The following is an 18,555-nucleotide window of genomic DNA, read 5'->3' on the forward strand; positions in this document are numbered from 1 at the left end:
GGATCCGAAGCCGGAAGCACCGCCGGCTCACCGGAAATCCTGGGCCGCTACACCCACTTGACGCGTCCCGGATCGGTCCTGGTGACCGGCTGGAGCCGTGTCGGGGAGGACTCCCTGACCCTGGGCGTCCACTGGCCGCCCGCCGCCGGGGAGCGGCCGTACGACCCGCGCGTCCTCACCCAGACCATCCGGCAGAGCGGCCTCGTCGTCGCCCACGCGGAGTACGGCGTCCCGCTGGACCACCAGACCGTGCTGAGCTTCCTGGACTTCACCCTATCGGACCGCCTCCCGCCGTCCGGAGGGAAGGAGGCCGCACGGCTGGACGTCGACGTCCGGGTCTCCCCCTCCGGGACCGCCGGACGGGCCCGGCGGTCCCTGCGCATGCGTTTCCGGCTGCGGCACGAGGGCGTCACGTTCGCCCGCGCCGAATCGGAGTTCGGCTGGATCCCTCCCCGGGTCTACCGCCGCCTCAGGGGAGACCGGATGCCGGCCGTCTGGGGGGGCTGGGAGCTTCCCGAGCCCGTGGATCCCGCGCGCGTGGGACGGACCTGCGCCGGTGACGTGCTCCTCTCCCCCACCGGAGAACCGCACCGGTGGCGCCTGCGCAACGACGTGACCAACACGACCCTGTTCGACCACCCCGTCGACCACGTTCCCGGTCTGGCCCTCGTCGAGGCGGCCGACCAGGCGGCCCACGCGGTCCTGGGGGCCCGGGCGTTGCGCGCCGACGACATCGCGACGCGCTACCTCCGGTACGTGGACTTCGACCGGCCGTGTCTGCTCCGGGCCCGTGCGCTGCCCGCTGAGCCGGGCCGGTTCGCCCTCGCGGTCGACGGGACCCAGGACGCCGAACTCGCCTTCTCCGCCGTCCTGCGCGGGCCCGCGGACTGACACGGACGGCGTACGGGCGGACGGCGTCGCGCGGGCGGAAGGGGCTCCTCCCCCGTCCGCCCGCGCACCCGCGGGTCACCGGTTGACGAAGCCGCCGTCCACCGGCATCACCGTGCCGGTCAGGAAGGGGCAGCGCTCGCTGAGGAGCCACGCCACCGCCTGCGCGATCTCCTCCGGCTCGGCCGTGCGCCCCTGCGGCGTCAGCGAGTTGGCGATCTCCTCCAGGCCCGGGTTGCGCCCGAACCAGTCGCGGGTGATCTCGCTGCGCGTGGTCCCGGGCGCCACCGCGTTCACCCGGATGCCCTGGTGGGCGTACTCGTCCGCGGCCGCCCGGGTCAGGCCGATCACCGCGTGCTTGGAGGCGATGTACGGCGCCGCCGTGGGAATCGCGACCAGCCCTCCGACGCTGCTGTTGTTCACGATGGCCCCGCCGCCGCCCTCCAGCATCGCCGCCAGCTCGTGGCGCAGGCAGTTGAACACCCCCCGGACGTTGGTGTCCATGATCGACTCGTAGACCTCGTCCGACATCAGGTGCAGCGGAGTGCGGTCCCCGCCTATGCCGGCGTTGTTGAACGCCCCGTCCAGGCGGCCGTACGCGGAGACCGCGAAGTCCACCGCCTTCCCGGCCTCCCCGGCGACGGTGACGTCCGCGACGACGTACGACGCCCGGGCGCCCCCGGCGCGCAGTTCTTCGGTGAGGGCGGCCAGCCGGTCCTCCCTGCGCGCCGTCAGGACGACCGCCGCGCCCTCCTGGGCGCAGGTCCGTGCCGTCGCCGCGCCGATACCACTGCTCGCCCCCGTGATCAGGACGACCTTTCCCGACAAGAGATCACTCGACATGGCGGAAGTCTTTCAGCTCGTTCTCGTCGGGTCAGGGCTTTGCCGCGACGGCGGCCCGGGCGGCGATGTCCTCCAGCAGCACCGCCTGCCGCAGGACGGCCGGGTCGGGCTCCCCGCCCGTGCGCACCGCGTGCGCGAACGCCCCGACGGCCCGGGCGACCTGGTCCTCGGCGTCGAGGCGGATCTCCGTGACCTCGCCGCCGCGCTCCAGGCGGAGCACCGGGGCGTGGTCGGCCGGGGGCGTGAAGGCCCGCCCGACGGTGAGGCGCCCCTCGGTGCCCGCGTAGGCGTAGGTGTTGCGGTAGGCGTCGTCGAGGCCGTAGGCGAGCTGGGCGCCGACCCCCTCGGGGGTGTGGAGCAGGGCCGTCCCCCCGGTGTCGACGTCCCGTACGGCGTCCCGTACGGCGACCGCGCCCGCGACCCGCAGGTCGTCGCCGAGGGCGTGGAGGGCGGCCCGGACCGGATAGACACCGGTGTCGAACAGCGCTCCCCCGCCGAGGTCGGCGCGGTAGCGGATGTCGTCCTCGGCCCGCCGCGGAACGGTGAAGTCCGCACGGAATGAGCGGAGTTCACCGATGGCGCCGGAGGCGACGAGCTCACGCGCCCGGGCGTGCTGGGAGTGGTGGGGGAAGAGGACGTTCTCGACCAGGGTCAGGCGCCTGGTGCGGGCCAGGTCCAGGAGTTCGGCCGTCTCGCCGGCGGTGGTGGCGAGGGGCTTCTCCGCGAGCACGTGCTTGCCGGCGTGCAGGGCCGCCCGGACCCAGCGGGCGTGGAGCGCGGCGGGCAGGGGGACGTACACCGCCTCGACGTCGTCGTCCTCCAGGGCCGCCGCGTAGCCGTGCAGGGCGCGGCAGCCGTGGACCCCGGCCAGGGCGCGGGCCCTGGCGTGGTCGCGGCTGGCGATCGCGGAGAGGGCGACGCCCTCGCAGGCGGCGAACGCGGGCAGCATCCGCCGCCGGGCGAAGTCGGCGGAGCCGAGGACCGCGATCCGTACGGGTGGGGTCACAGCCGCACCGCGCCGGTGTTGAGGAGCGAGAGCAGGGTGCGCGCCTGGACGTTCACGTAGTGGCTGTGCCGCACCAGCCACCGCAGCTGGCCGGGGGTCACCCAGGCGTAGCCGGGCGGGGCGTCCAGGGGGGCTTCGTCCTCGTCGGCGTCCAGGAAGAGGTAGCGGCTCTCGGCGTTGAGGAAGCGGCCGCCCTCCTCCGAGTGGAGCACGTCGTACCGTACGCGGGCCCGGTCGGCCGACAGGACGAGGTCCAGGAACGGGGGCCGGTCGTCCCCCGTGCGGTCCGCGTGGTTGGCGGCGGTGTACTGGACGGTGGGGGCGAGCTCGATCCGGTCGAGGAGGCCGCCTTCGAACTTGGCGTGCGCCAGGAGGTGGGGGACTCCCCCGAAGCGCCGGGTGACGAAGGCGGTGCGGCCGGTGTCGCGCGGCTCGAACAGGGGCTGCGACCAGCCGCGCACCTCGCGGTTGCCGGCCTCGACGGAGACCGCGACCACGCGGAAGTACCGGCCCTTCGCGTGGTCGAGGGACCACGCGCCGCGCACCCAGTCCCTGATCTCCGCCAGCGGGACGCGCTCCGCGCGCACGTCGGTCCCGGAGCGCCGGGCGGTGAACCAGGAGAGCAGGGCCGTGTCGGGCAGGAGCGCGCCGGGCTCGTCGGAGGCGACGGGGGCGCAGGCCAGGACGGTGCGGGCGTCCATGTTCACCACGTTGTCGCGGCGCAGGAGTTCGCCGATCTGACCGAGGGTCAGCCAGCAGAAGTCGTCGTCGACCGGGACGTCCTCGTCCGTCTCGACGATCATGTTGCGGTTGGCCTTGCGGAAGAACCAGGCGCCGTGCTCGGACTGGAGGACGTCGGCGAGGACCCGGCCGCGGCCGGGGACAGTGAAGTGGTCGAGGTACTTCACGTCCGCGCCGCGGTGGACCTTGGTGTAGTTGCTGCGGGTGGCCTGCACGGTCGGGGAGAGCTGGAGCAGGTTGCGGTTGCCCGGCTCCATCTTGGCCTGCATGAGGAAGTGCAGGACTCCGTCGAACTCCTTGGCCAGGATGCCCAGGATGCCGACCTCGGGCTGCTTGATGATCGGCTGCTGCCAGTGCCGGAAGGGGCCGATGTCGGTCTCGACGGAGAGTCCCTCGACGGTGAAGAACCGGCCGCTGTGGTGGCCGAGGTTGCCGGTGTCGGGGTGGAACGACCAGCCGTCCAGGTCCGCGAACGCGATGCGCCGCACCTGGAAGTGGTGCGCGCGCCGGCGGCCGTCGAGCCAGTCGTCGAAGTCCGCCGTCCGCAGCGCGGCCCCCTCGCCGGTGACGCCGGCCGAGCGCTCCAGCCTCGCGGCGACCGTCTCGTCGTGCCGCCGGCGCAGGATCGGGGGGACGGTGCTCATCCGCGGGCCTCCACGAACTCCTTGACCGTGGTGATCACGTAGTCGAGCATCGGCTCGGTGAGCCCCGGGTAGACCCCGACCCAGAAGGTGTTCTCGGTGATGACGTCGGAGTTGGCGAGGTCGCCGACGACCCGGTGGGGGCGGTCCAGGTAGGCGGGGTGGCGCGTGAGGTTGCCGGCGAAGAGCCTGCGCGTGCCGATCTTGCGCTCTTCGAGGTGGTGGACCAGTTCGGCCCGGCTGAAGGGCGCGTCGGCGTCCACGGTGATCACGAATCCGAACCAGCTGGGGTCGCTGCCCGGGGTGGGTTCGGGCAGCAGCAGGTGGGGGACGCCGTCGAGCCCCTCGCGCAGCCGCCGCCAGTTGCGCTTGCGGGCGTCCACGAAGCCGTCGAGCTTGTCCAGCTGGGAGAGGCCGAGGGCGGCCTGGAGGTCGGTGGCCTTCAGGTTGTAGCCGACGTGGGAGAAGATGTACTTGTGGTCGTAGCCCTCCGGGAGGGTGCCCATCTGGTACTGGAAGCGCTTGAGGCAGGTGTTGTTCTTGCCCGGCTCGCACCAGCAGTCCCGGCCCCAGTCGCGCAGCGACTCGATGATCCGGGCGAGCTTCAGGTCGGAGGTCAGGACGCAGCCGCCCTCGCCCATGGTGAGGTGGTGGGCGGGGTAGAAGCTGACGGTCGTGACGTGTCCGAAGGTGCCGGTGAGCTGTCCCCGGTAGGTGGAGCCCACGCCGTCGCAGTTGTCCTCGACGAAGAAAAGGTCGTGTTCTGCGGCGAGTTGGGCGATCTCGGCGGCTTCGAAGGGGTTGCCGAGGGCGTGCGCGATCATGATGGCGCGGGTCTTGGGGCCGATGGCCGCCGCGACGCGGTCCGCCGTGGTGTTGTAGGTGCTGAGCTCCACGTCGACGAAGACGGGGACGAGGCCGTTCTGCACGATCGGGTTCACGGTGGTGGGGAAGCCCGCCGCGACGGTGATCACCTCGTCCCCCGGGCGCAGGCGGCGGTCCTCGAAGAGGTGCGAGGTGTACGCCGAGAGCGCCAGGAGGTTGGCGGAGGAGCCCGAGTTCGTGAGGTGGGCCTTGCGGCGGCGCAGCCGGCGGGCGAAGGCCGACTCGAACTTCCGGGAGCTGGGGCCCGCCGCGATCCTCAGGTCGAGGGCGGCCTCGACGAGGGCCACCCGGTCCTCGGCGTCCAGGACGGCGCCGGAGGGCCAGATCTCCGTGACGCCGGGCACGAATCCGTCGGTGTCCTGCCGGTCGAGGTGGTACTTGCGCACCTCGTCCAGGACCAGGGCCTTGTGGTCCGTCATCGATCGCTCCTCAGTCACGGGCTCGCTCCTTGGACGCCTTCCACCACTGCCCGTTGTCCCGGTACCAGGCGACGGTCTCGGCCAGGCCTTCGCCGAAGTCGATGCTCGGCGCGTATCCCAGCTCTTCTCGGATCTTGGTCTCGTCGAGCGAGTACCGCAGGTCGTGGCCCTTGCGGTCCTCGACGTGGCGGATGCTCGACCGGTCGGCCCCGCACAGTTCGAGGAGGCGCTCGGTGACGGAGAGGTTGGTCTGCTCGTTGCCGCCGCCCACGTTGTAGATCTCGCCGGCGCGGCCCCGGGTGAGGACCAGTTGGATGGCCCGCGAGTGGTCGTCGACGTGCAGCCACTCCCGTACGTTGAGGCCGTCGCCGTACAGCGGGACCTGCCCGCCCTCCAGGAGCTGGGTGATGAACAGCGGGATGAGCTTCTCGGGGTGCTGGTGGGGGCCGAAGTTGTTGGAGCAGCGGGTGATCGACACCTCCAGGCCGTGGGTGCGCCAGTAGGCGCGGGCGATCAGGTCGGAGGCCGCCTTCGACGCCGCGTACGGGGAGTTGGGCATCAGCGGCCAGTCCTCGGTCCACGAGCCCTCGTCGATGGAGCCGTACACCTCGTCGGTGGAGACGTGCACGACCCGGCCCACGCGTGCGGCGAGGCAGGCGTCGAGGAGGGTCTGGGTGCCCAGGACGTTCGTGCGGACGAAGGCGTCGGGCAGGGACAGCGAGCGGTCGACGTGGGACTCGGCGGCGAAGTGGACGACGGCGTCGTGGCCGGGCAGCACGTCGAGCAGCAGGTCGCGGTCGCAGACGTCGCCCTCGATCAGGTCGAGGCGGGGGTGTCCCAGGGGGATGTTGTCGCGGTTGCCCGCGTAGGTGAGCTTGTCGAGGACGGTGACGCGGGCCTGTTCGTAGCCCGGGTAGCCGCCGGCGAGCATGGTGCGGACGTAGTGGGAGCCGATGAAGCCGGCCCCGCCGGTGACGAGCACCCTCACGCGGCCACCTCCACGTGGGTGTGGTCGCCGACCACGAGGCGGTGGTGGGCCTCGGCGTGGTCGCTCGGGCCGATGTTGGCGGAGCGGCCGATGAGGGAGCCGTGCAGTCCGGGCACCTGGCTGATCGTGGCGCCGGCCATCACGATGGAGTCGGTGAGCCGGGTGGCGCGCAGGACGCAGTCGCGGGCCACGGAGGTGTCCGGTCCGATCCGGCAGTCCTCGACGAGGGTGCCGGCGCCGATGACGGCCGGGCCGACGATCCGCGACCGGACCACGCGCGCGCCGGGCTCGACGACGACCCGGCCGACGAGTTCGCTCGTCGCGTCGACGTCGCCCTCGATCCGGCGGTCCAGCGTCGCCAGGAGGTGCCGGTTGCACTCCAGGACGTCGTCGGCCCTGCCGGTGTCCTTCCAGTACCCGTCGTACTCGCCGGCCTTCACCCGGTGGCCCCGGGTGAGCAGCCACTGGATGGCGTCGGTGATCTCCAGCTCGCCCCGGGCGCTGGGTTCGATGGCGCCGACGGCCTCGTGGATGGCGTGGGTGAAGAAGTACACCCCGATCAGGGCGAGGTCGCTGCGCGGGTGGGCCGGCTTCTCCACCAGGGCGACCACGGCGCCCTCGGCGTCGAGTTCGACGACGCCGAAGGGCCGGGGGTCGGGCACCTTGGAGACGACGATCTGGGCGGCCGGACGGCCGGAGCGGAACTCGTCGGCGACGGCGGTGATGCCGTCGGGCAGCATGTTGTCGCCGAGGTACATGACGAAGTCGTCGTCGCCGAGGAACGGGCGCGCCAGCTCCACGCAGTGGGCGAGGCCGCGCGGCCTGTCCTGGTGGATGGGGGTGATGCGGACGCCGAAGCGGCTGCCGTCGCCCAGGGCCTCGGTGATCTGCGCGGCCCGGTCCCCGACGATCACGGCGACCTCGGTCACGCCGAGCGCGGCGATGTTCTCCACGGCGTATTCGAGGACCGGTTTGTTCACGATCGGGATCAGCTGTTTCGGCATCGAATAACTGAAGGGGCGCAGGCGTGTTCCCGCCCCGCCCGACAGCACCAGAGCCTTCATGGCAGTGCCTTCCTTGAAACAGGGGAGTGTGCGTCTCGGGTGGCTTCCTGCCAGGAGGCCAGGAGTCCCGCGGCCGCGGCTTCGCGGACGCCGGGGGCCGTCGCGTCCTTCCGGGACATCAGCGGGGGTTCGGTGAAGCCCCAGGGCAGGGCGAGGTCGGCGTCCAGGGGGTTGATGTCGATCTGTGTTCCGGGCACGTACACGCTGGAGAGGACGTAGCAGACGCACGTGTCGTCGGTGAGGGTGAGGAATCCGTGGCCGACGCCCTCCGGGACGTAGACGGCCCGCCCCGACGCGGCGTCGAGGACGTGGGTCGCGTAGGTGCCGAAGGCCGGTGATCCGACCCTCAGGTCCACCACGATGTCGCGCAGTGCCCCGCGCACGCAGGTGACGTACTTGGCCTGTCCCGGGGGGATGGCCACGCCGTGGATGCCGCGCAGGGTGTTGCGGCGCGAGGTGGAGTAGTTGATCTGGCGGGGGACGAAGGGGCGCCCGGTCGCGGCTTCGAGGTGGTCGGTCCGCAGGCCCTCGAAGAAGTCGCCGCGCTCGTCGGTGTGCGGCTCGGGGGTGACGACGTGGGCGCCGGGGACCGCGGTGTCGGCGATGTGCACGGAGGTGACAGCCTCTCCTGGTCGCGTCCGGTTCAGCGGGCGAGTTCTGCGAGGCGGTGCTCGACCGACTTGCGCAGCTCGTCGGCGACGGTCCTCACCTCGGTGTCGTCCAGGCCCTGGTGCAGCGGCAGCAGGAGGGTGGTGTCGGCGGCGTGGTCGGTGCCGGGCAGGTGGGTGCCGGGGTCGCCGTAGGCCGGGACCTTGTGCAGCGGCGGGTAGCGGAAGGTGGTGTAGACGCCCTTGTCGAGGAGGTCGGCGGCCACGAGGTCGCGGATCCCGGCGTCCATCTGCACCCAGTGGAAGTAGTACGTGGAGTCGTGTCCGGCGGGCAGCGCCGACGGGAGCCGCAGGCCCTCGACGTCCCGGAGGAGGCGGTCGTACTGTTCGGCGACGGCGCGGCGGCGGGCGACGAAGCCGGGGAGCCGGCGGAGCTGGACGCCGCCGATGGCCGCGGTGACGTCGTTGCCGATGACGCGGCGGCCGAACTCCCTGACGTTCAGCTCCCACCAGCGGTGCGAGACCTTCGCCGCCGAGAAGCCGCTGGACTGCTCCAGGCCGTGGTAGGCCAGGCGGCGTGCCGTGCGGGCGAGTTCGGGGTCGCGGACGTACAGCATCCCGCCGTCGCCGGTCACGAGGACCTTCATGGAGTCGAAGCTCCACATCGCCACGTCGCCGAAGCTGCCGCACCTGGCGCCGTCGACGGCCGAGGCGACCGCGCAGGCCGCGTCCTCGATGAGCGGGATGCCGCGGGAGCGGCACAGCTCGGCGATGGCGACGACGTCGCCGGGCCGGCCGCCGTAGTGCAGGAGGAGGACGGCCCTGGTGTGCGGGGTCAGGGCGCGTTCGACGTGTTCGGCGGTCGGGTTGAGCAGGTGCGGGTCGACGTCGCAGAAGACCGGCCGGGCCCCGGTGGCGGCGACGGCGTTCCCGGCGGCGACGAAGCTCGCGGAGGGCAGGACCACGTCGTCGCCGGGTCCGAGGCCGAGGAGTTCGGTGCTCAGGAACAGGCCGGCGGTGGCCGAGTTGATGAAGATCATCTGCTCGGGTGCCACGCCCACGTGCGCCGCGAAGGCGGCCTCGAACTCCTTGGTGCGAGGACCGTGTCCGAGCCAGTTGCTCTCGAACACGGCCGCGACCGCTTCGAGTTCCTCGGAGCCGAGGCTCGGCTGGAAGACGTTGATCATCGTGATGCTCCGATCGGGAATTGCGCGCGTGCCGCACGGGGATGAGCGGCGGCTTCCGGACAGGGGGCGACCGCTACTCCGGTCCGGCCGGCCGCCGATCACGTTCCGGCCGACCCCGGGAACATCGGTGTCGGCGAACACCCGGACGACGAGACGGAACACTGAGACCGAACGAATCGAAACGGGCACACGGGTGTCTCTCGCGAGGCGGTCCACGAGTAGCGCCCATGAAACTACCGGCCGCGTTCAAATGACCAGTAACGGGCCGGTAATCAGGTATTTCACGGGCGCGGGGGAATCAGCGGAGGATCGCCGCGGCCTGGCGCGAGGCGAGCAGCCCGGACTCGATGGCACCGTCGACGAAGGCCCCGTGCCAGCCGTCGGCGATGTCGCCGCCGGCGAACAGCACTCGCTGGTGGGGCTGCTGGACGGCGGGCAGCTGGCGCAGCAGCTGGCCGGGCTTGCGCATTCCCCAGGCACCGCGCGCGTACGGGTCGCTTCCCCACGCCTTCGCCCGGTGGGAGACGAGTCGCGCGTTCGGGAGGAACCTCCGCAGGGCGTCCTGGACCTGAGCGGGGTCCGAGGTGTTCAGCCGGGGGCCGCTGAAGCCGATCATCAGCCGGCTGCCGTCGGCGAGCTGCTGCTGGGGGATCACCTGCATGAGGGCGGAGTCCGCGGTTCCCTGGGCGTAGACGGCGTCGGTCTCCCCCCGGACCTGCATCCATATCTTGGTGCCCTGCGGCACGCCGATGCCCTCCCGGGTGGCCGCAGTGTGAGCGGCGGGCAGACCGGGGGCGAACGTGATGGTCCGCCACATGTTGGTGGGGATCGCCACCACGACGAGGGGCGCGGTGTACCGCCTGCCGCCCACCACCTCGACCGTGACCCTCCCGGATCCCTGGGTGATCCGGGACACCGGGGAGTTGAGCACGATCCGCGCGCGCGACTCGGCGAGCATGGCCTCCAGGAGCGCCGTCATGCCCTGGACGGGCTTGAGGCTCGTGGTCAGCTCGGGCCTCCCCGCGGCCAGCCGCTCCCACTGCGCCATGCTGGTCAGCGAGCCCGTCGAGCTCGGTCCTCCGGCGTAGAGCGCCGCGCTGCCGTCGAGCCAGTGGAAGCGCACGGGATCGAGGCCGAGCTGCCCGATGCGGTCGGCCATGGACAGCTTGTCGACCTCCTTGAGGAGGTCCCGGCGGTACAGGGGCTCCCTCGGCCGCTCGAAGTACTGCTCGGAGCCCGCGTAGAGCCGGATGTTGAGGTCGGCCAGTTCGGCTCCGGCGGCCGCGGGGTCGACCTCGGCGAAGCCGTCGGCACTCGGCATGACCATGCGCGTGGCGGCCACGTCGGTCACCGTGGTGAGTCCGTAGCGGCGGAACTCCGCCATGACGTGGTGGTGCTCGGGGCCCAGCCAGCCGCCGCCGATCTCGACCCGCTCGCCGGCGAAGGTTCCCGTCCAGATCCGGCCGCCGATCCTGTCGCGGGCCTCCAGCACCAGGGTCTTCATCCCCCGTGCGCCGAACTCGCGGGCGACCGTCCCGCCGGCGTAGCCGGCGCCCACGACGATGGCGTCCACCGCGGCGTTCTCGGCGAACGCGGGACCCGCACCGGCGGCCGCCAGTGGAGCGGCCAGCGCCGCGGCCCCCGCGGCCTTGAGCAGGGACCTCCTGTTCAAGCCATGCGTGTTCGTCATGTGTGCGCTCCCCGGTGGATGGGTAAAGAAGCGAGATGTGCCGGAATCGATCGTCCGGCGGTTCCAGATTCCTACCTGCCGGCCTGTAATCCAGCGGTAATCACATGCGTGCAACTCGCGTGTGTCCTTGGGAAAAAGCGGCGGGAAGCAGCGGTCGGCCCCTCCGCCACCGCGGTCGGTTTCCTCCATTACCTGCGGATTACCGACCGGTTGTCGACGCCCTGTTAGCTTCCGCCAAAAAGCCGGAACGATGGCCGTTCGGCCCTGTTCGGCGACGATTTCAAGCCCAAGGGGTGGCAGCTGATGCGCGTCATGTTCACGATCTGGCCGGGCACCGCCCACCTTTTCCCGCTGACTCCGCTCGCCTGGTCGCTCCAGAGCGCGGGTCACGAGGTGTGCGTGGCGGCGCATCCCAGCATGGCGGAGGGCATCGCCTCCGTGGGCCTCACCCCGGTGCCGCTCGGGGACCTCGGGCTCATGCCGACGCCCTGGGACGGCGAGAACTCCAAGTCCCGTGACGTGGAGGCCGAGATGGACCGGCTCACCGAGGACCTCGCCCTGGCCCCGGAGGACCGCTACCCGTGGGAGAGCCTGCGCACCTTCCTCTTCCCCGTGATGTGGGACTTCCACCCGATCGGCGAGGCGCCCGCGGAGAACTACCCGTGGATCGACAGGCTGGTCGACGCGGCGCGCGACTGGCGGCCCGACCTGGTGCTGTGGGACCCGTGCTGGCCCTCCTCCGCCGTGGCCGCCCGGGCCAGCGGGGCGGCGCACGCGCGGCTGCTGTGGGGCCTGGACTACTGGGGCTGGACCGTGGACAGGTTCGCCGACCGCAGGCGCGTCCTCGGGTCCCGTCTGGGCACGAACCCCATGGAGGGGTCCGTCCGGGCCATCGCGGACCGCTACGGCCTGGAGGTCGACGACGAACTGCTGCTCGGCCAGTGGACGGTGGACCCGACGCCGTCCGGCATGAGGCTTCCGACCCGTACGCGCACGCTGCCGATGCAGTGGATGCCGTACACCGGCGCCGCCCCGATCCCCGACTGGCTGTACGCCCGGCCGGAGCGGCCCCGGGTGACGATGTCGCTCGGCATGTCGATGCGCGCCTTCTTCGAGGAGAGCCGGCCGAGGGTCGAGGCCCTGCTGGAGACCGTGGACGGCATGGACATCGAGGTGGTGGCCACGTTCAACAAGGACCAGCTGCGCGACATCCCGGTCCCCGACAACGTACGGACCGTCGACTACCTGCCGCTCAACCTGCTCCTGCCGTCGAGCGCTGCGCTCATCCACCACGGCGGGACGGGGTCGTTCAACGCCGCGGCGGCCATGGGCGTGCCCCAGCTGATCACGTCCGACGCCAACGACTTCACCACCATCGACGACGAGGGCAACAAGAAGACGTTCACGACCCAGCACATGGACGTTCCCCCCACGACGAAGTACCTGGCCGAACGCGGGGCGGGGTTCACGCTGGACCACCGGGAACTGAGCCGGTCGCAGATGCGGGAGCGGCTCGAGCGCGCGGTGTCCGACGCGTCGGTCCGCGAGGGCGCGCGGTCGCTGCGCAAGGACATCGTGGCGGCGCCCACCCCCACGGAGATCATCCCCATCCTCGAACGGCTGACCGAGGTTCACCGCTCGCGCGCGTGACGGTGCGCTGTCGGCGGTACGTCGTTCCGACTAATTAGAGCGTTCGCACTAGAGATGTGCTACGTTCTGCCCGGGCGCTGGATAAAGCGCTCGTTCCAGTCCTTTGGACAGCAAGAGACGCTGGAGGTCTTTCCCCATGAGCAGCAAGCAGGCCGTCACTGTCATCGGACTCGGCCCCATGGGGCAGGCGATGGTCACCGCCTTCCTCGACAAGGGACACCCGGTCACCGTCTGGAACCGCACCGCGTCACGCGCCGACGACCTGGTGGCCCGTGGGGCGGTCCTCGCGGGGAGCGTCGAAGAGGCCGTCAAGGCCAACGAGTTGGTGGTGCTGAGCCTGACGGACTACGACGCGATGTACGCCGTGCTGGAACCGGCGGCCGACGCGCTGACGGGCCGGGTCTTCGTCAACCTGAGCTCCGACACCCCCGACAAGACCCGCACCGGCGCGCAGTGGATCGCGGAGCGCGGCGGCACGCACATCAGCGGCGGCGTCACCGTCCCGCCGTCGGGCATCGGCGACCCCGAGTCCTCGACGTTCTACAGCGGCGCCCGGGCCGAGTTCGACCGGCACAAGTCCACGCTGGAGGCCCTGACCAGCGCCGACTTCCGCGGCGAGGACCCGGGTCTGGCCGCCCTGGAGTACCAGATCGGCATGGCCATGTTCTGGACGTCCATGCTGGGCTACTGGCAGGCCGTCGCGCTCGCCAACGCCAACGGCCTGAAGGCCTCCGACATCCTGGCGAACGCGCGGTCCACCGTGGAGTCCCTGCCGGGGTTCCTGGCCTTCTACGCGGAGCGCATCGACGCCGGCAACCACGAGGGCGACGTCGACCGGCTGGCCATGGGCCTGGCCAGCGTGGAGCACGTGCTGCACACGATCGCCGACGCGGGCGTCGACACCGCCCTGCAGACCGCCGTCGTCGACATCTTCCGGCGCGGCGTGGAGGGCGGCCACGCGGCCGACAGCTTCTCCAGCCTCGTCGAGCTGCTGAAGCGCAAGTAGGCACGGCGGTAACGGCCTCGAGGCGGAAGGGCCATTCGGAGTCGACCGACGACCGCGCGTCGTACGACTCCGAATGGCCCTTCGTCCGTTCCCGCCTCCGCCGTGCCTGTGGCGCGGTCGTGCGGTCGTGCGGTCGCGTTCGGGGGCCGCCCGAGGACGGGCGGCCCCCGAAGCGCGTGGTCAGTCCCGGTCCGCGGGCGAGGCGGCCGTCTCGGTGAGCCGGATCGCCTCGGTGGGGCAGACGTCGAGCACGCTGTCGGCGTCCTCGATGTCGGCGGGGTCCACGAGAACCGTCCTGAGGGGCACCGCGTAGCCCTCGTCACGCACCTTGAACAGTCGCGGATGCATCGCCTCGCAGGTGCCTGCGCCGGTGCACACCGCGGCGTCGACGCTCAGCGTCATCTTGCTCATCGGTTCCTCCCCCGTCCCGGGCGGTTCACAGCGTCACCGGCAGGACCGGCAGACTGCGCAGCAGCCAGTTCTCCTCGAAGCGGATCTCCTCGCGCGGCACGGCGAGGCGCAGGTCGGGGAAGCGCCGGAGGAGCGCCGGGACCGCGATGCCGGTCTCCAGGCGCGCCAGGGCCGCCCCCATGCAGTTGTGCAGGCCGTGGCCCAGAGCGAGGTGCCGCACCGTCCCCGTCCGGGTGATGTCCAGGCGCCGCGGATCGGGGAACTTCTCCGGGTCGTAGTTGGCGGCCTGGAGGCCGGCGACCACCGGCGTGCCCGCGGGGACCGGGACCCCGCCGAGCTCCAAGTCCTCCTTGGCGAGACGGAACAGGCCCACGGTGAACGCGCCGTCGTAGCGCAGGAACTCCTCCACCGCGCCCGGCACGTGCTCGGGCTTCTCCACGAGCAGCCGGCGCTGGTCGGGATGGTCCAGGAGCGCCAGCACCGCGGATCCGATCAGGTTCCTGGTCGTGTCGATGCCGGCCATGATCATGACCGCGACCATGGAGACGAGCTCGTCCTCGGTCAGCCGGTCCTCGCCGTCCCGCGCGTGGATGAAGAGGGACGTCAGGTCGTCGCCGGGGTTGCGCCGCTTCTCGACGATCAGCTCGCGGCCGTACACCACGATCTCCTCGAAGGCGGCGGCGACCTCGGCGTCGTTGTCCGGGTTGGACGGGTCGGCGTGGAAGGCCCGCTCGATGGCGTGCAGCATGTCGCCGAAGCGCTTGAGCGGGAATCCGAGGATCTCTCCGGTGACGTCGGCCGGGATCCTGCTGGCGAAGTCCATCACGTCGGGGTTCTTCGAACTCGCCAGCCGGTCAAGCGACTCGGTGACGATGCGCTCGACCGGTTCCTTCCAGGTCGCGGCGCGACGGGGCGTGAACGCGCCCATCGCCAGCTTCCGCACCCGGGTGTGGTCCGGCGGGTCGAGGACGGTGAGGATCCGTCCGATCAGGGTGTCGGCGCCGAATATCATGCCCGACCGCTTGAACTCCTCACTGCCCCAGACGGCGCCGTCGTTGCTGAACCGCTGGTCGCTCAGCAGCCGTTTGACGTCGTCGTACCGGGACAGGAAGATCATCGGCACATCGCCGACGGGGAAGCGGAAGCGGTGGACGGGATCATGGACCCGCAGCCAGTCGTACACCGTGTACGGGTCCTGGTAGTAGGCGGAGTCGAACAGCACTGGTGCCTGTTGCGCGGTGGTCATCGCGGGCCTCCCGGCACGTCGCGGTAGGGGGATCGGTCAGATGTAGTCGGTTCCGGGTTCGAGGCCGAGCAGCACGCGGCCGTGCGCTTCGAGGGAGCTGACCGGGGTCAGCAGACCGTGCAGGGACAGCGCCTCGATGTCGCGGAAGGCGCGCTGGACGGGGTTGCTCAGCAGAATGGTCGAGGCGGAGCTGATGGCGTAGAGGGACTCCACCGCTTCCCTGGTCGACTGCACGACGTATCCGACCTGCCCCCGGACCGCGGCCTTCTCCTCCACCGTCATCTTCTCGCCGCGGTCGGCCCGTTCCCGCATCACCCGCAGCCAGTCGCAGGAGAGCGCCGCACACGACGCGATCTTGTTCGTCGCGTGGGCCAGCTGGATCTGTGTGTACGGGTGCCGGCTCTGCTCGGACCACTCGGTGTACGTGATGCCCTTGCCGGGCAGCCGCTCCAGGAACAGCTCCAGGGCGGCCTGGGCGATCCCCTGGTAGACCGGCGCGCAGGTCGCGAGGACGTAGCTGGTGAGGTTGTAGTTGCGGCCCTTCACGTCCGCGTTCCAGCGGTCGCGGGTGCTGGCGTCGAAGACCGCCCCGTCCACCACGCGGTGGGCCGGCACGAACACGTCCTTCGCCGTGGAGGTCACGCTGCCGGTACCGCCGGCGCCGAACACGTTCCAGTCGTCGGCGAGGGTGATGTCCTGCGTCGGTACGAGGGCGAAGAGCTCCTCGTGCTCACCGTTCCCGTGCTCGACCATGGCCGCGTGCACGTTCCACTCCGCGCCCCGCACACCGGTGTTGAACCGCCAGGAGCCGTTCAGGAGGTAGCCCCCCTCCGTCGGGGTGAGCGTGCCGGACGGCGTGAACCCGCCGGAGACGCGGACGGAGCCCTGCGCGAAGACCTCCTCCTGCGCCCGGTCGGGATAGAGGGTGGCGATCCAGGCGGTGGACACCCAGACCATCGAGACCCAGCCCGTCGAGCCACAGCCACGGGCGATCTCCGCGAGGATCTCCGCCTGCTCCTCCACCGGCAGGTCGAGACCGCCGAAACGCTCGGGAACCGCCGTGCGGAACACTCCGGCCTTTTCGAGCAGGGCGACGTTCTCGTCGACGATCCAGCGCCGGTCCTCGGTTTCGGCGGCATTCCGGCGCAGCACGGGAATGGATTCCCTGACCGCTTCCAGGACGTTCTGGGCGTCGCTGTCGGGTCGCGTCATTGTTCCTCCACGTGGTCTTTCTTCCGTCCTCGCTCCGGCGGGGCGCAGAGCAAGGCACCTGCCACACAAACAGAGGGCTTCAACCCTCCGTCCATTCACGGGCAACGGCCCACCCATTCGCTCCGGCACGCCAATCCCCGTGCGCCGGTCGGAGCGACACGGCACACGGGGACGGACGGACCTCGGATCCGGCGGCCGGCTATTCCGGGAGCAGGCCGCCGGCCACCGGGCGGTCGATGGCCATGAGCCAGCGGCCGTCCTCGCCGCGGCGCAGGACGTCGGTGCAGTTGCCCTCGATGTGCAGCGGCTCGCCGTCGTCGCCGGTTCCGTCGATGACGAAGCGCACTCCGATGAGCGCCACGTCGCCGGCGACGTAGGAGTGGGTGACCTCCGCCTGGAGCACGGGCTTGGACGCGAGGAATTCCTTGAAGAACCGGAGCCGGTCCTCGCCGGTCAGCGGCGTACCCGAGAAGTTGGAGACGGCGTCCTGGCGGTAGAGCCGGTCGAACAGCTCGCCGTCGCCGGAGTTGAACACCTGCAGGAATATCTCGTTCTGCAGGTCGGTGTCGGCGGTCAGGTCGGGCTTGTCGAAGTCGATGTCGACGGTGATGGCCATGGAGATGCGGACCCTGCTTCCTTGGTTGACGGTGGTGTGGCGACGACGGGTTCCGGTACGGCGGCGCCCGGTGGCGTACGGGCCGCGCGGACCGGCCTACTGCTCGCCGTACGGGTCGTCGACGGCGTACCGCCAGTTCCCGTCCGCGTCCTGGCGCAGGACGTCCACCCCGACGCCCGTGAGCCGCTCGGCGTTCCCGTCCGCATCCTTGGTGTCGATGGTCCAGTCGACGATCAGCAGGGCGGTGTCGCCCGCCACGAACGACTGCCGGGGGACCGCCGTCATCGTCGGCCCGGCGGCGAGGAACTCCCGGACCGAGTCGATCCGGGCCTGGCCGGTGAGCGGGACACCGCGCTCCCAGACCGCCACGGCGTCGTCGGTGTACATCGCGTTCACGGCGTCCGCGTCACCCGCGTTGAACGCCTCGACATAAAGTGCCGTGTGCTTTTCGACGTCATTCGTGAGTCGTGCCACGATCGAACTCCTCTGTTTCGGTGTGCGCTCAACCACCCATGAGAATGCCGGGCTGATTCCCGGAGAGGTTAGCGACGGGCCGGGAACCCCGCACCCACTGCGAAGTAACGAGACGACCACCTCTTCGGAATTCCGCGCAGTTACCGCACCGTGCACAGGTCCGCATTACGATCTACGGGCCCTTCTCGAAAAGCCGCATTCACGGCCGGCCACGCATTGTTTCCACGAGATGTTCCCGGCCCGTGTGGCGCACGGCAGGGGGAGCACGGGCACATCACACCGGGGAGCTGAGCATCATGGCGGACGAGAACACCCTCCGCGAGTACCTCAAGCGTGCGATCACGGACGCCCGTGACGCGCGGGACCGGCTGCGCACGGTCGAGGAGAGAGCGCGGGAGCCGATCGCGATCGTCGCCATGGGCTGCCGTTTCCCCGGTGGTGCGGTGTCGCCCGAGGACCTGTGGCGGCTGGCGCTGGACGGCGTCGACGCCGTCACCTCCTTCCCCACGGACCGGGGCTGGGACCTGGAAGGGCTCTACGACCCCGACCCGGCGCACGTCGGGACCAGTTACGGGCGCGAGGGGGGCTTCCTCCACGATGCCGCGCGGTTCGACGCGGCGTTCTTCGGGATGTCACCGCGTGAGGCGCTGACGTCGGACCCCCAGCAGCGGCTGCTGTTGGAGACGGCGTGGGAGGCCTTCGAGCGGGCCGGCATCGACCCCGACACGCTGAAGGGAAGCCGGACCGGCGTGTTCGCCGGGGTCATGTACAACGACTACGGGTCGCGGCCCGGACTGCCGAAGGAGACCTCCGAGGGCTATCTGTTCAGCGGCAGCGCGGGCAGCATCGCCGCGGGCAGGCTCTCGTACACGTTCGGTTTCGAGGGTCCGGCGATCTCCGTCGACACCGCGTGCTCGTCCTCGCTCGTGGCACTGCACCTCGCGGCCAACGCCCTGCGCCGCGGCGAATGCGACCTGGCC

At 71.0% G+C, this 18,555-nt stretch carries 18 protein-coding genes; 4 read left to right on the forward strand and 14 right to left on the reverse strand.

Going from position 1 to position 18,555, the window contains the following annotated elements:
• The first annotated feature begins 36 nt into the window (after positions 1-36).
• A complete protein-coding gene (locus tag ADL08_RS15585; protein ID WP_420709665.1) occupies positions 37-891 on the forward strand; it encodes a ScbA/BarX family gamma-butyrolactone biosynthesis protein in 855 nt (284 codons plus the stop codon).
• Positions 892-966: 75 nt separating this feature from the next.
• Here ADL08_RS15585 and ADL08_RS15590 read toward each other — a convergent pair whose 3' ends face one another.
• From ADL08_RS15590 to ADL08_RS15630, 9 genes are all read right to left on the reverse strand, one after another.
• A complete protein-coding gene (locus tag ADL08_RS15590) occupies positions 967-1,731 on the reverse strand; it encodes an SDR family NAD(P)-dependent oxidoreductase (protein ID WP_053643220.1) in 765 nt (254 codons plus the stop codon).
• Positions 1,732-1,762: 31 nt separating this feature from the next.
• On the reverse strand, positions 1,763-2,737 hold the full coding sequence (locus ADL08_RS15595) for a Gfo/Idh/MocA family protein (protein ID WP_078968477.1): 975 nt from the start codon (positions 2,735-2,737) through the stop codon (positions 1,763-1,765).
• Positions 2,734-4,122: an NDP-hexose 2,3-dehydratase family protein gene (locus ADL08_RS15600; RefSeq protein WP_053643222.1), complete on the reverse strand. Its 1,389-nt coding sequence runs from the start codon at positions 4,120-4,122 to the stop codon at positions 2,734-2,736. The genes ADL08_RS15595 and ADL08_RS15600 overlap by 4 nt, the downstream gene beginning before the upstream one ends.
• Complete coding sequence (gene rfbH, locus ADL08_RS15605) at positions 4,119-5,423, reverse strand: lipopolysaccharide biosynthesis protein RfbH (protein WP_053643224.1); 1,305 nt, start codon at positions 5,421-5,423, stop codon at positions 4,119-4,121. The genes ADL08_RS15600 and rfbH overlap by 4 nt, the downstream gene beginning before the upstream one ends.
• Before the next feature lie 10 nt (positions 5,424-5,433).
• Positions 5,434-6,411 (reverse strand): dTDP-glucose 4,6-dehydratase, encoded by a 978-nt coding sequence (gene rfbB / locus ADL08_RS15610; RefSeq protein ID WP_053643226.1) that lies wholly within the window; start codon positions 6,409-6,411, stop codon positions 5,434-5,436.
• The gene (locus tag ADL08_RS15615) at positions 6,408-7,475 is read right to left on the reverse strand and encodes a glucose-1-phosphate thymidylyltransferase (RefSeq protein WP_053643227.1); all 1,068 of its coding nucleotides are present in this window, start codon (positions 7,473-7,475) and stop codon (positions 6,408-6,410) included. The genes rfbB and ADL08_RS15615 overlap by 4 nt, the downstream gene beginning before the upstream one ends.
• On the reverse strand, positions 7,472-8,086 hold the full coding sequence (locus ADL08_RS15620) for a dTDP-4-dehydrorhamnose 3,5-epimerase family protein (protein ID WP_053643229.1): 615 nt from the start codon (positions 8,084-8,086) through the stop codon (positions 7,472-7,474). The genes ADL08_RS15615 and ADL08_RS15620 overlap by 4 nt, the downstream gene beginning before the upstream one ends.
• Positions 8,087-8,118: 32 nt before the next feature.
• Positions 8,119-9,270 (reverse strand): DegT/DnrJ/EryC1/StrS family aminotransferase, encoded by a 1,152-nt coding sequence (locus ADL08_RS15625; RefSeq protein WP_053643231.1) that lies wholly within the window; start codon positions 9,268-9,270, stop codon positions 8,119-8,121.
• A 298-nt stretch (positions 9,271-9,568) separates the two neighbouring features.
• Positions 9,569-10,960: a flavin monoamine oxidase family protein gene (locus ADL08_RS15630; protein ID WP_053643233.1), complete on the reverse strand. Its 1,392-nt coding sequence runs from the start codon at positions 10,958-10,960 to the stop codon at positions 9,569-9,571.
• A gap of 303 nt (positions 10,961-11,263) precedes the next feature.
• Between ADL08_RS15630 and ADL08_RS15635 the strand changes: the two genes are divergently transcribed.
• Both ADL08_RS15635 and ADL08_RS15640 read left to right on the forward strand, forming a co-directional pair.
• On the forward strand, positions 11,264-12,610 hold the full coding sequence (locus ADL08_RS15635; protein ID WP_053643235.1) for a nucleotide disphospho-sugar-binding domain-containing protein: 1,347 nt from the start codon (positions 11,264-11,266) through the stop codon (positions 12,608-12,610).
• A gap of 136 nt (positions 12,611-12,746) precedes the next feature.
• Positions 12,747-13,616, forward strand: a complete 870-nt coding sequence (locus tag ADL08_RS15640) for an NAD(P)-dependent oxidoreductase (protein ID WP_053643237.1) — start codon at positions 12,747-12,749, stop codon at positions 13,614-13,616.
• Between the two features lie 180 nt (positions 13,617-13,796).
• On the opposite strand, the gene ADL08_RS15645 is transcribed toward ADL08_RS15640, so the two are convergent.
• From ADL08_RS15645 to ADL08_RS15665, 5 genes are all read right to left on the reverse strand, one after another.
• Positions 13,797-14,027, reverse strand: coding sequence for a ferredoxin (locus ADL08_RS15645; RefSeq protein WP_053643239.1), 231 nt, complete (start codon positions 14,025-14,027; stop codon positions 13,797-13,799).
• A gap of 25 nt (positions 14,028-14,052) precedes the next feature.
• Positions 14,053-15,273 carry a cytochrome P450 family protein gene (locus ADL08_RS15650; protein WP_063885293.1) on the reverse strand — a complete coding sequence of 407 codons (1,221 nt, stop codon included), beginning with the start codon at positions 15,271-15,273 and terminating at the stop codon, positions 14,053-14,055.
• 36 nt (positions 15,274-15,309) lie between these two features.
• On the reverse strand, positions 15,310-16,485 hold the full coding sequence (locus ADL08_RS15655) for an acyl-CoA dehydrogenase family protein (RefSeq protein ID WP_053643241.1): 1,176 nt from the start codon (positions 16,483-16,485) through the stop codon (positions 15,310-15,312).
• Positions 16,486-16,684: 199 nt separating this feature from the next.
• The gene (locus tag ADL08_RS15660; protein ID WP_053643243.1) at positions 16,685-17,101 is read right to left on the reverse strand and encodes a YybH family protein; all 417 of its coding nucleotides are present in this window, start codon (positions 17,099-17,101) and stop codon (positions 16,685-16,687) included.
• Positions 17,102-17,197: 96 nt separating this feature from the next.
• Positions 17,198-17,575, reverse strand: a complete 378-nt coding sequence (locus ADL08_RS15665) for a YybH family protein (RefSeq protein WP_053643245.1) — start codon at positions 17,573-17,575, stop codon at positions 17,198-17,200.
• Positions 17,576-17,871: 296 nt separating this feature from the next.
• Between ADL08_RS15665 and ADL08_RS15670 the strand changes: the two genes are divergently transcribed.
• Positions 17,872-18,555, forward strand: a 684-nt coding sequence (locus ADL08_RS15670) for a beta-ketoacyl synthase N-terminal-like domain-containing protein (RefSeq protein ID WP_199837015.1), incomplete at its 3' end; no start/stop codon positions are given.

This window comes from Streptomyces sp. NRRL F-6492, from assembly GCF_001280125.1.
GTDB lineage: Bacteria > Actinomycetota > Actinomycetes > Streptomycetales > Streptomycetaceae > Streptomyces.

Excerpts from the sequence above, each read along its gene's own strand:
- ADL08_RS15590 (WP_053643220.1), bottom strand. The coding sequence starts at position 1,731 with ATGTCGAGTGATCTCTTGTCGGGAAAGGTCGTCCTGATCACGGGGGCG.
- ADL08_RS15600 (WP_053643222.1), bottom strand. The coding sequence starts at position 4,122 with ATGAGCACCGTCCCCCCGATCCTGCGCCGGCGGCACGACGAGACGGTC.
- rfbH (WP_053643224.1), bottom strand. The coding sequence starts at position 5,423 with ATGACGGACCACAAGGCCCTGGTCCTGGACGAGGTGCGCAAGTACCAC.
- ADL08_RS15615 (WP_053643227.1), bottom strand. The coding sequence starts at position 7,475 with ATGAAGGCTCTGGTGCTGTCGGGCGGGGCGGGAACACGCCTGCGCCCC.
- ADL08_RS15625 (WP_053643231.1), bottom strand. The coding sequence starts at position 9,270 with ATGATCAACGTCTTCCAGCCGAGCCTCGGCTCCGAGGAACTCGAAGCG.
- ADL08_RS15630 (WP_053643233.1), bottom strand. The coding sequence starts at position 10,960 with ATGACGAACACGCATGGCTTGAACAGGAGGTCCCTGCTCAAGGCCGCG.
- ADL08_RS15635 (WP_053643235.1), top strand. The coding sequence starts at position 11,264 with ATGCGCGTCATGTTCACGATCTGGCCGGGCACCGCCCACCTTTTCCCG.
- ADL08_RS15640 (WP_053643237.1), top strand. The coding sequence starts at position 12,747 with ATGAGCAGCAAGCAGGCCGTCACTGTCATCGGACTCGGCCCCATGGGG.
- ADL08_RS15645 (WP_053643239.1), bottom strand. The coding sequence starts at position 14,027 with ATGAGCAAGATGACGCTGAGCGTCGACGCCGCGGTGTGCACCGGCGCA.
- ADL08_RS15650 (WP_063885293.1), bottom strand. The coding sequence starts at position 15,273 with ATGACCACCGCGCAACAGGCACCAGTGCTGTTCGACTCCGCCTACTAC.
- ADL08_RS15655 (WP_053643241.1), bottom strand. The coding sequence starts at position 16,485 with ATGACGCGACCCGACAGCGACGCCCAGAACGTCCTGGAAGCGGTCAGG.
- ADL08_RS15660 (WP_053643243.1), bottom strand. The coding sequence starts at position 17,101 with ATGGCCATCACCGTCGACATCGACTTCGACAAGCCCGACCTGACCGCC.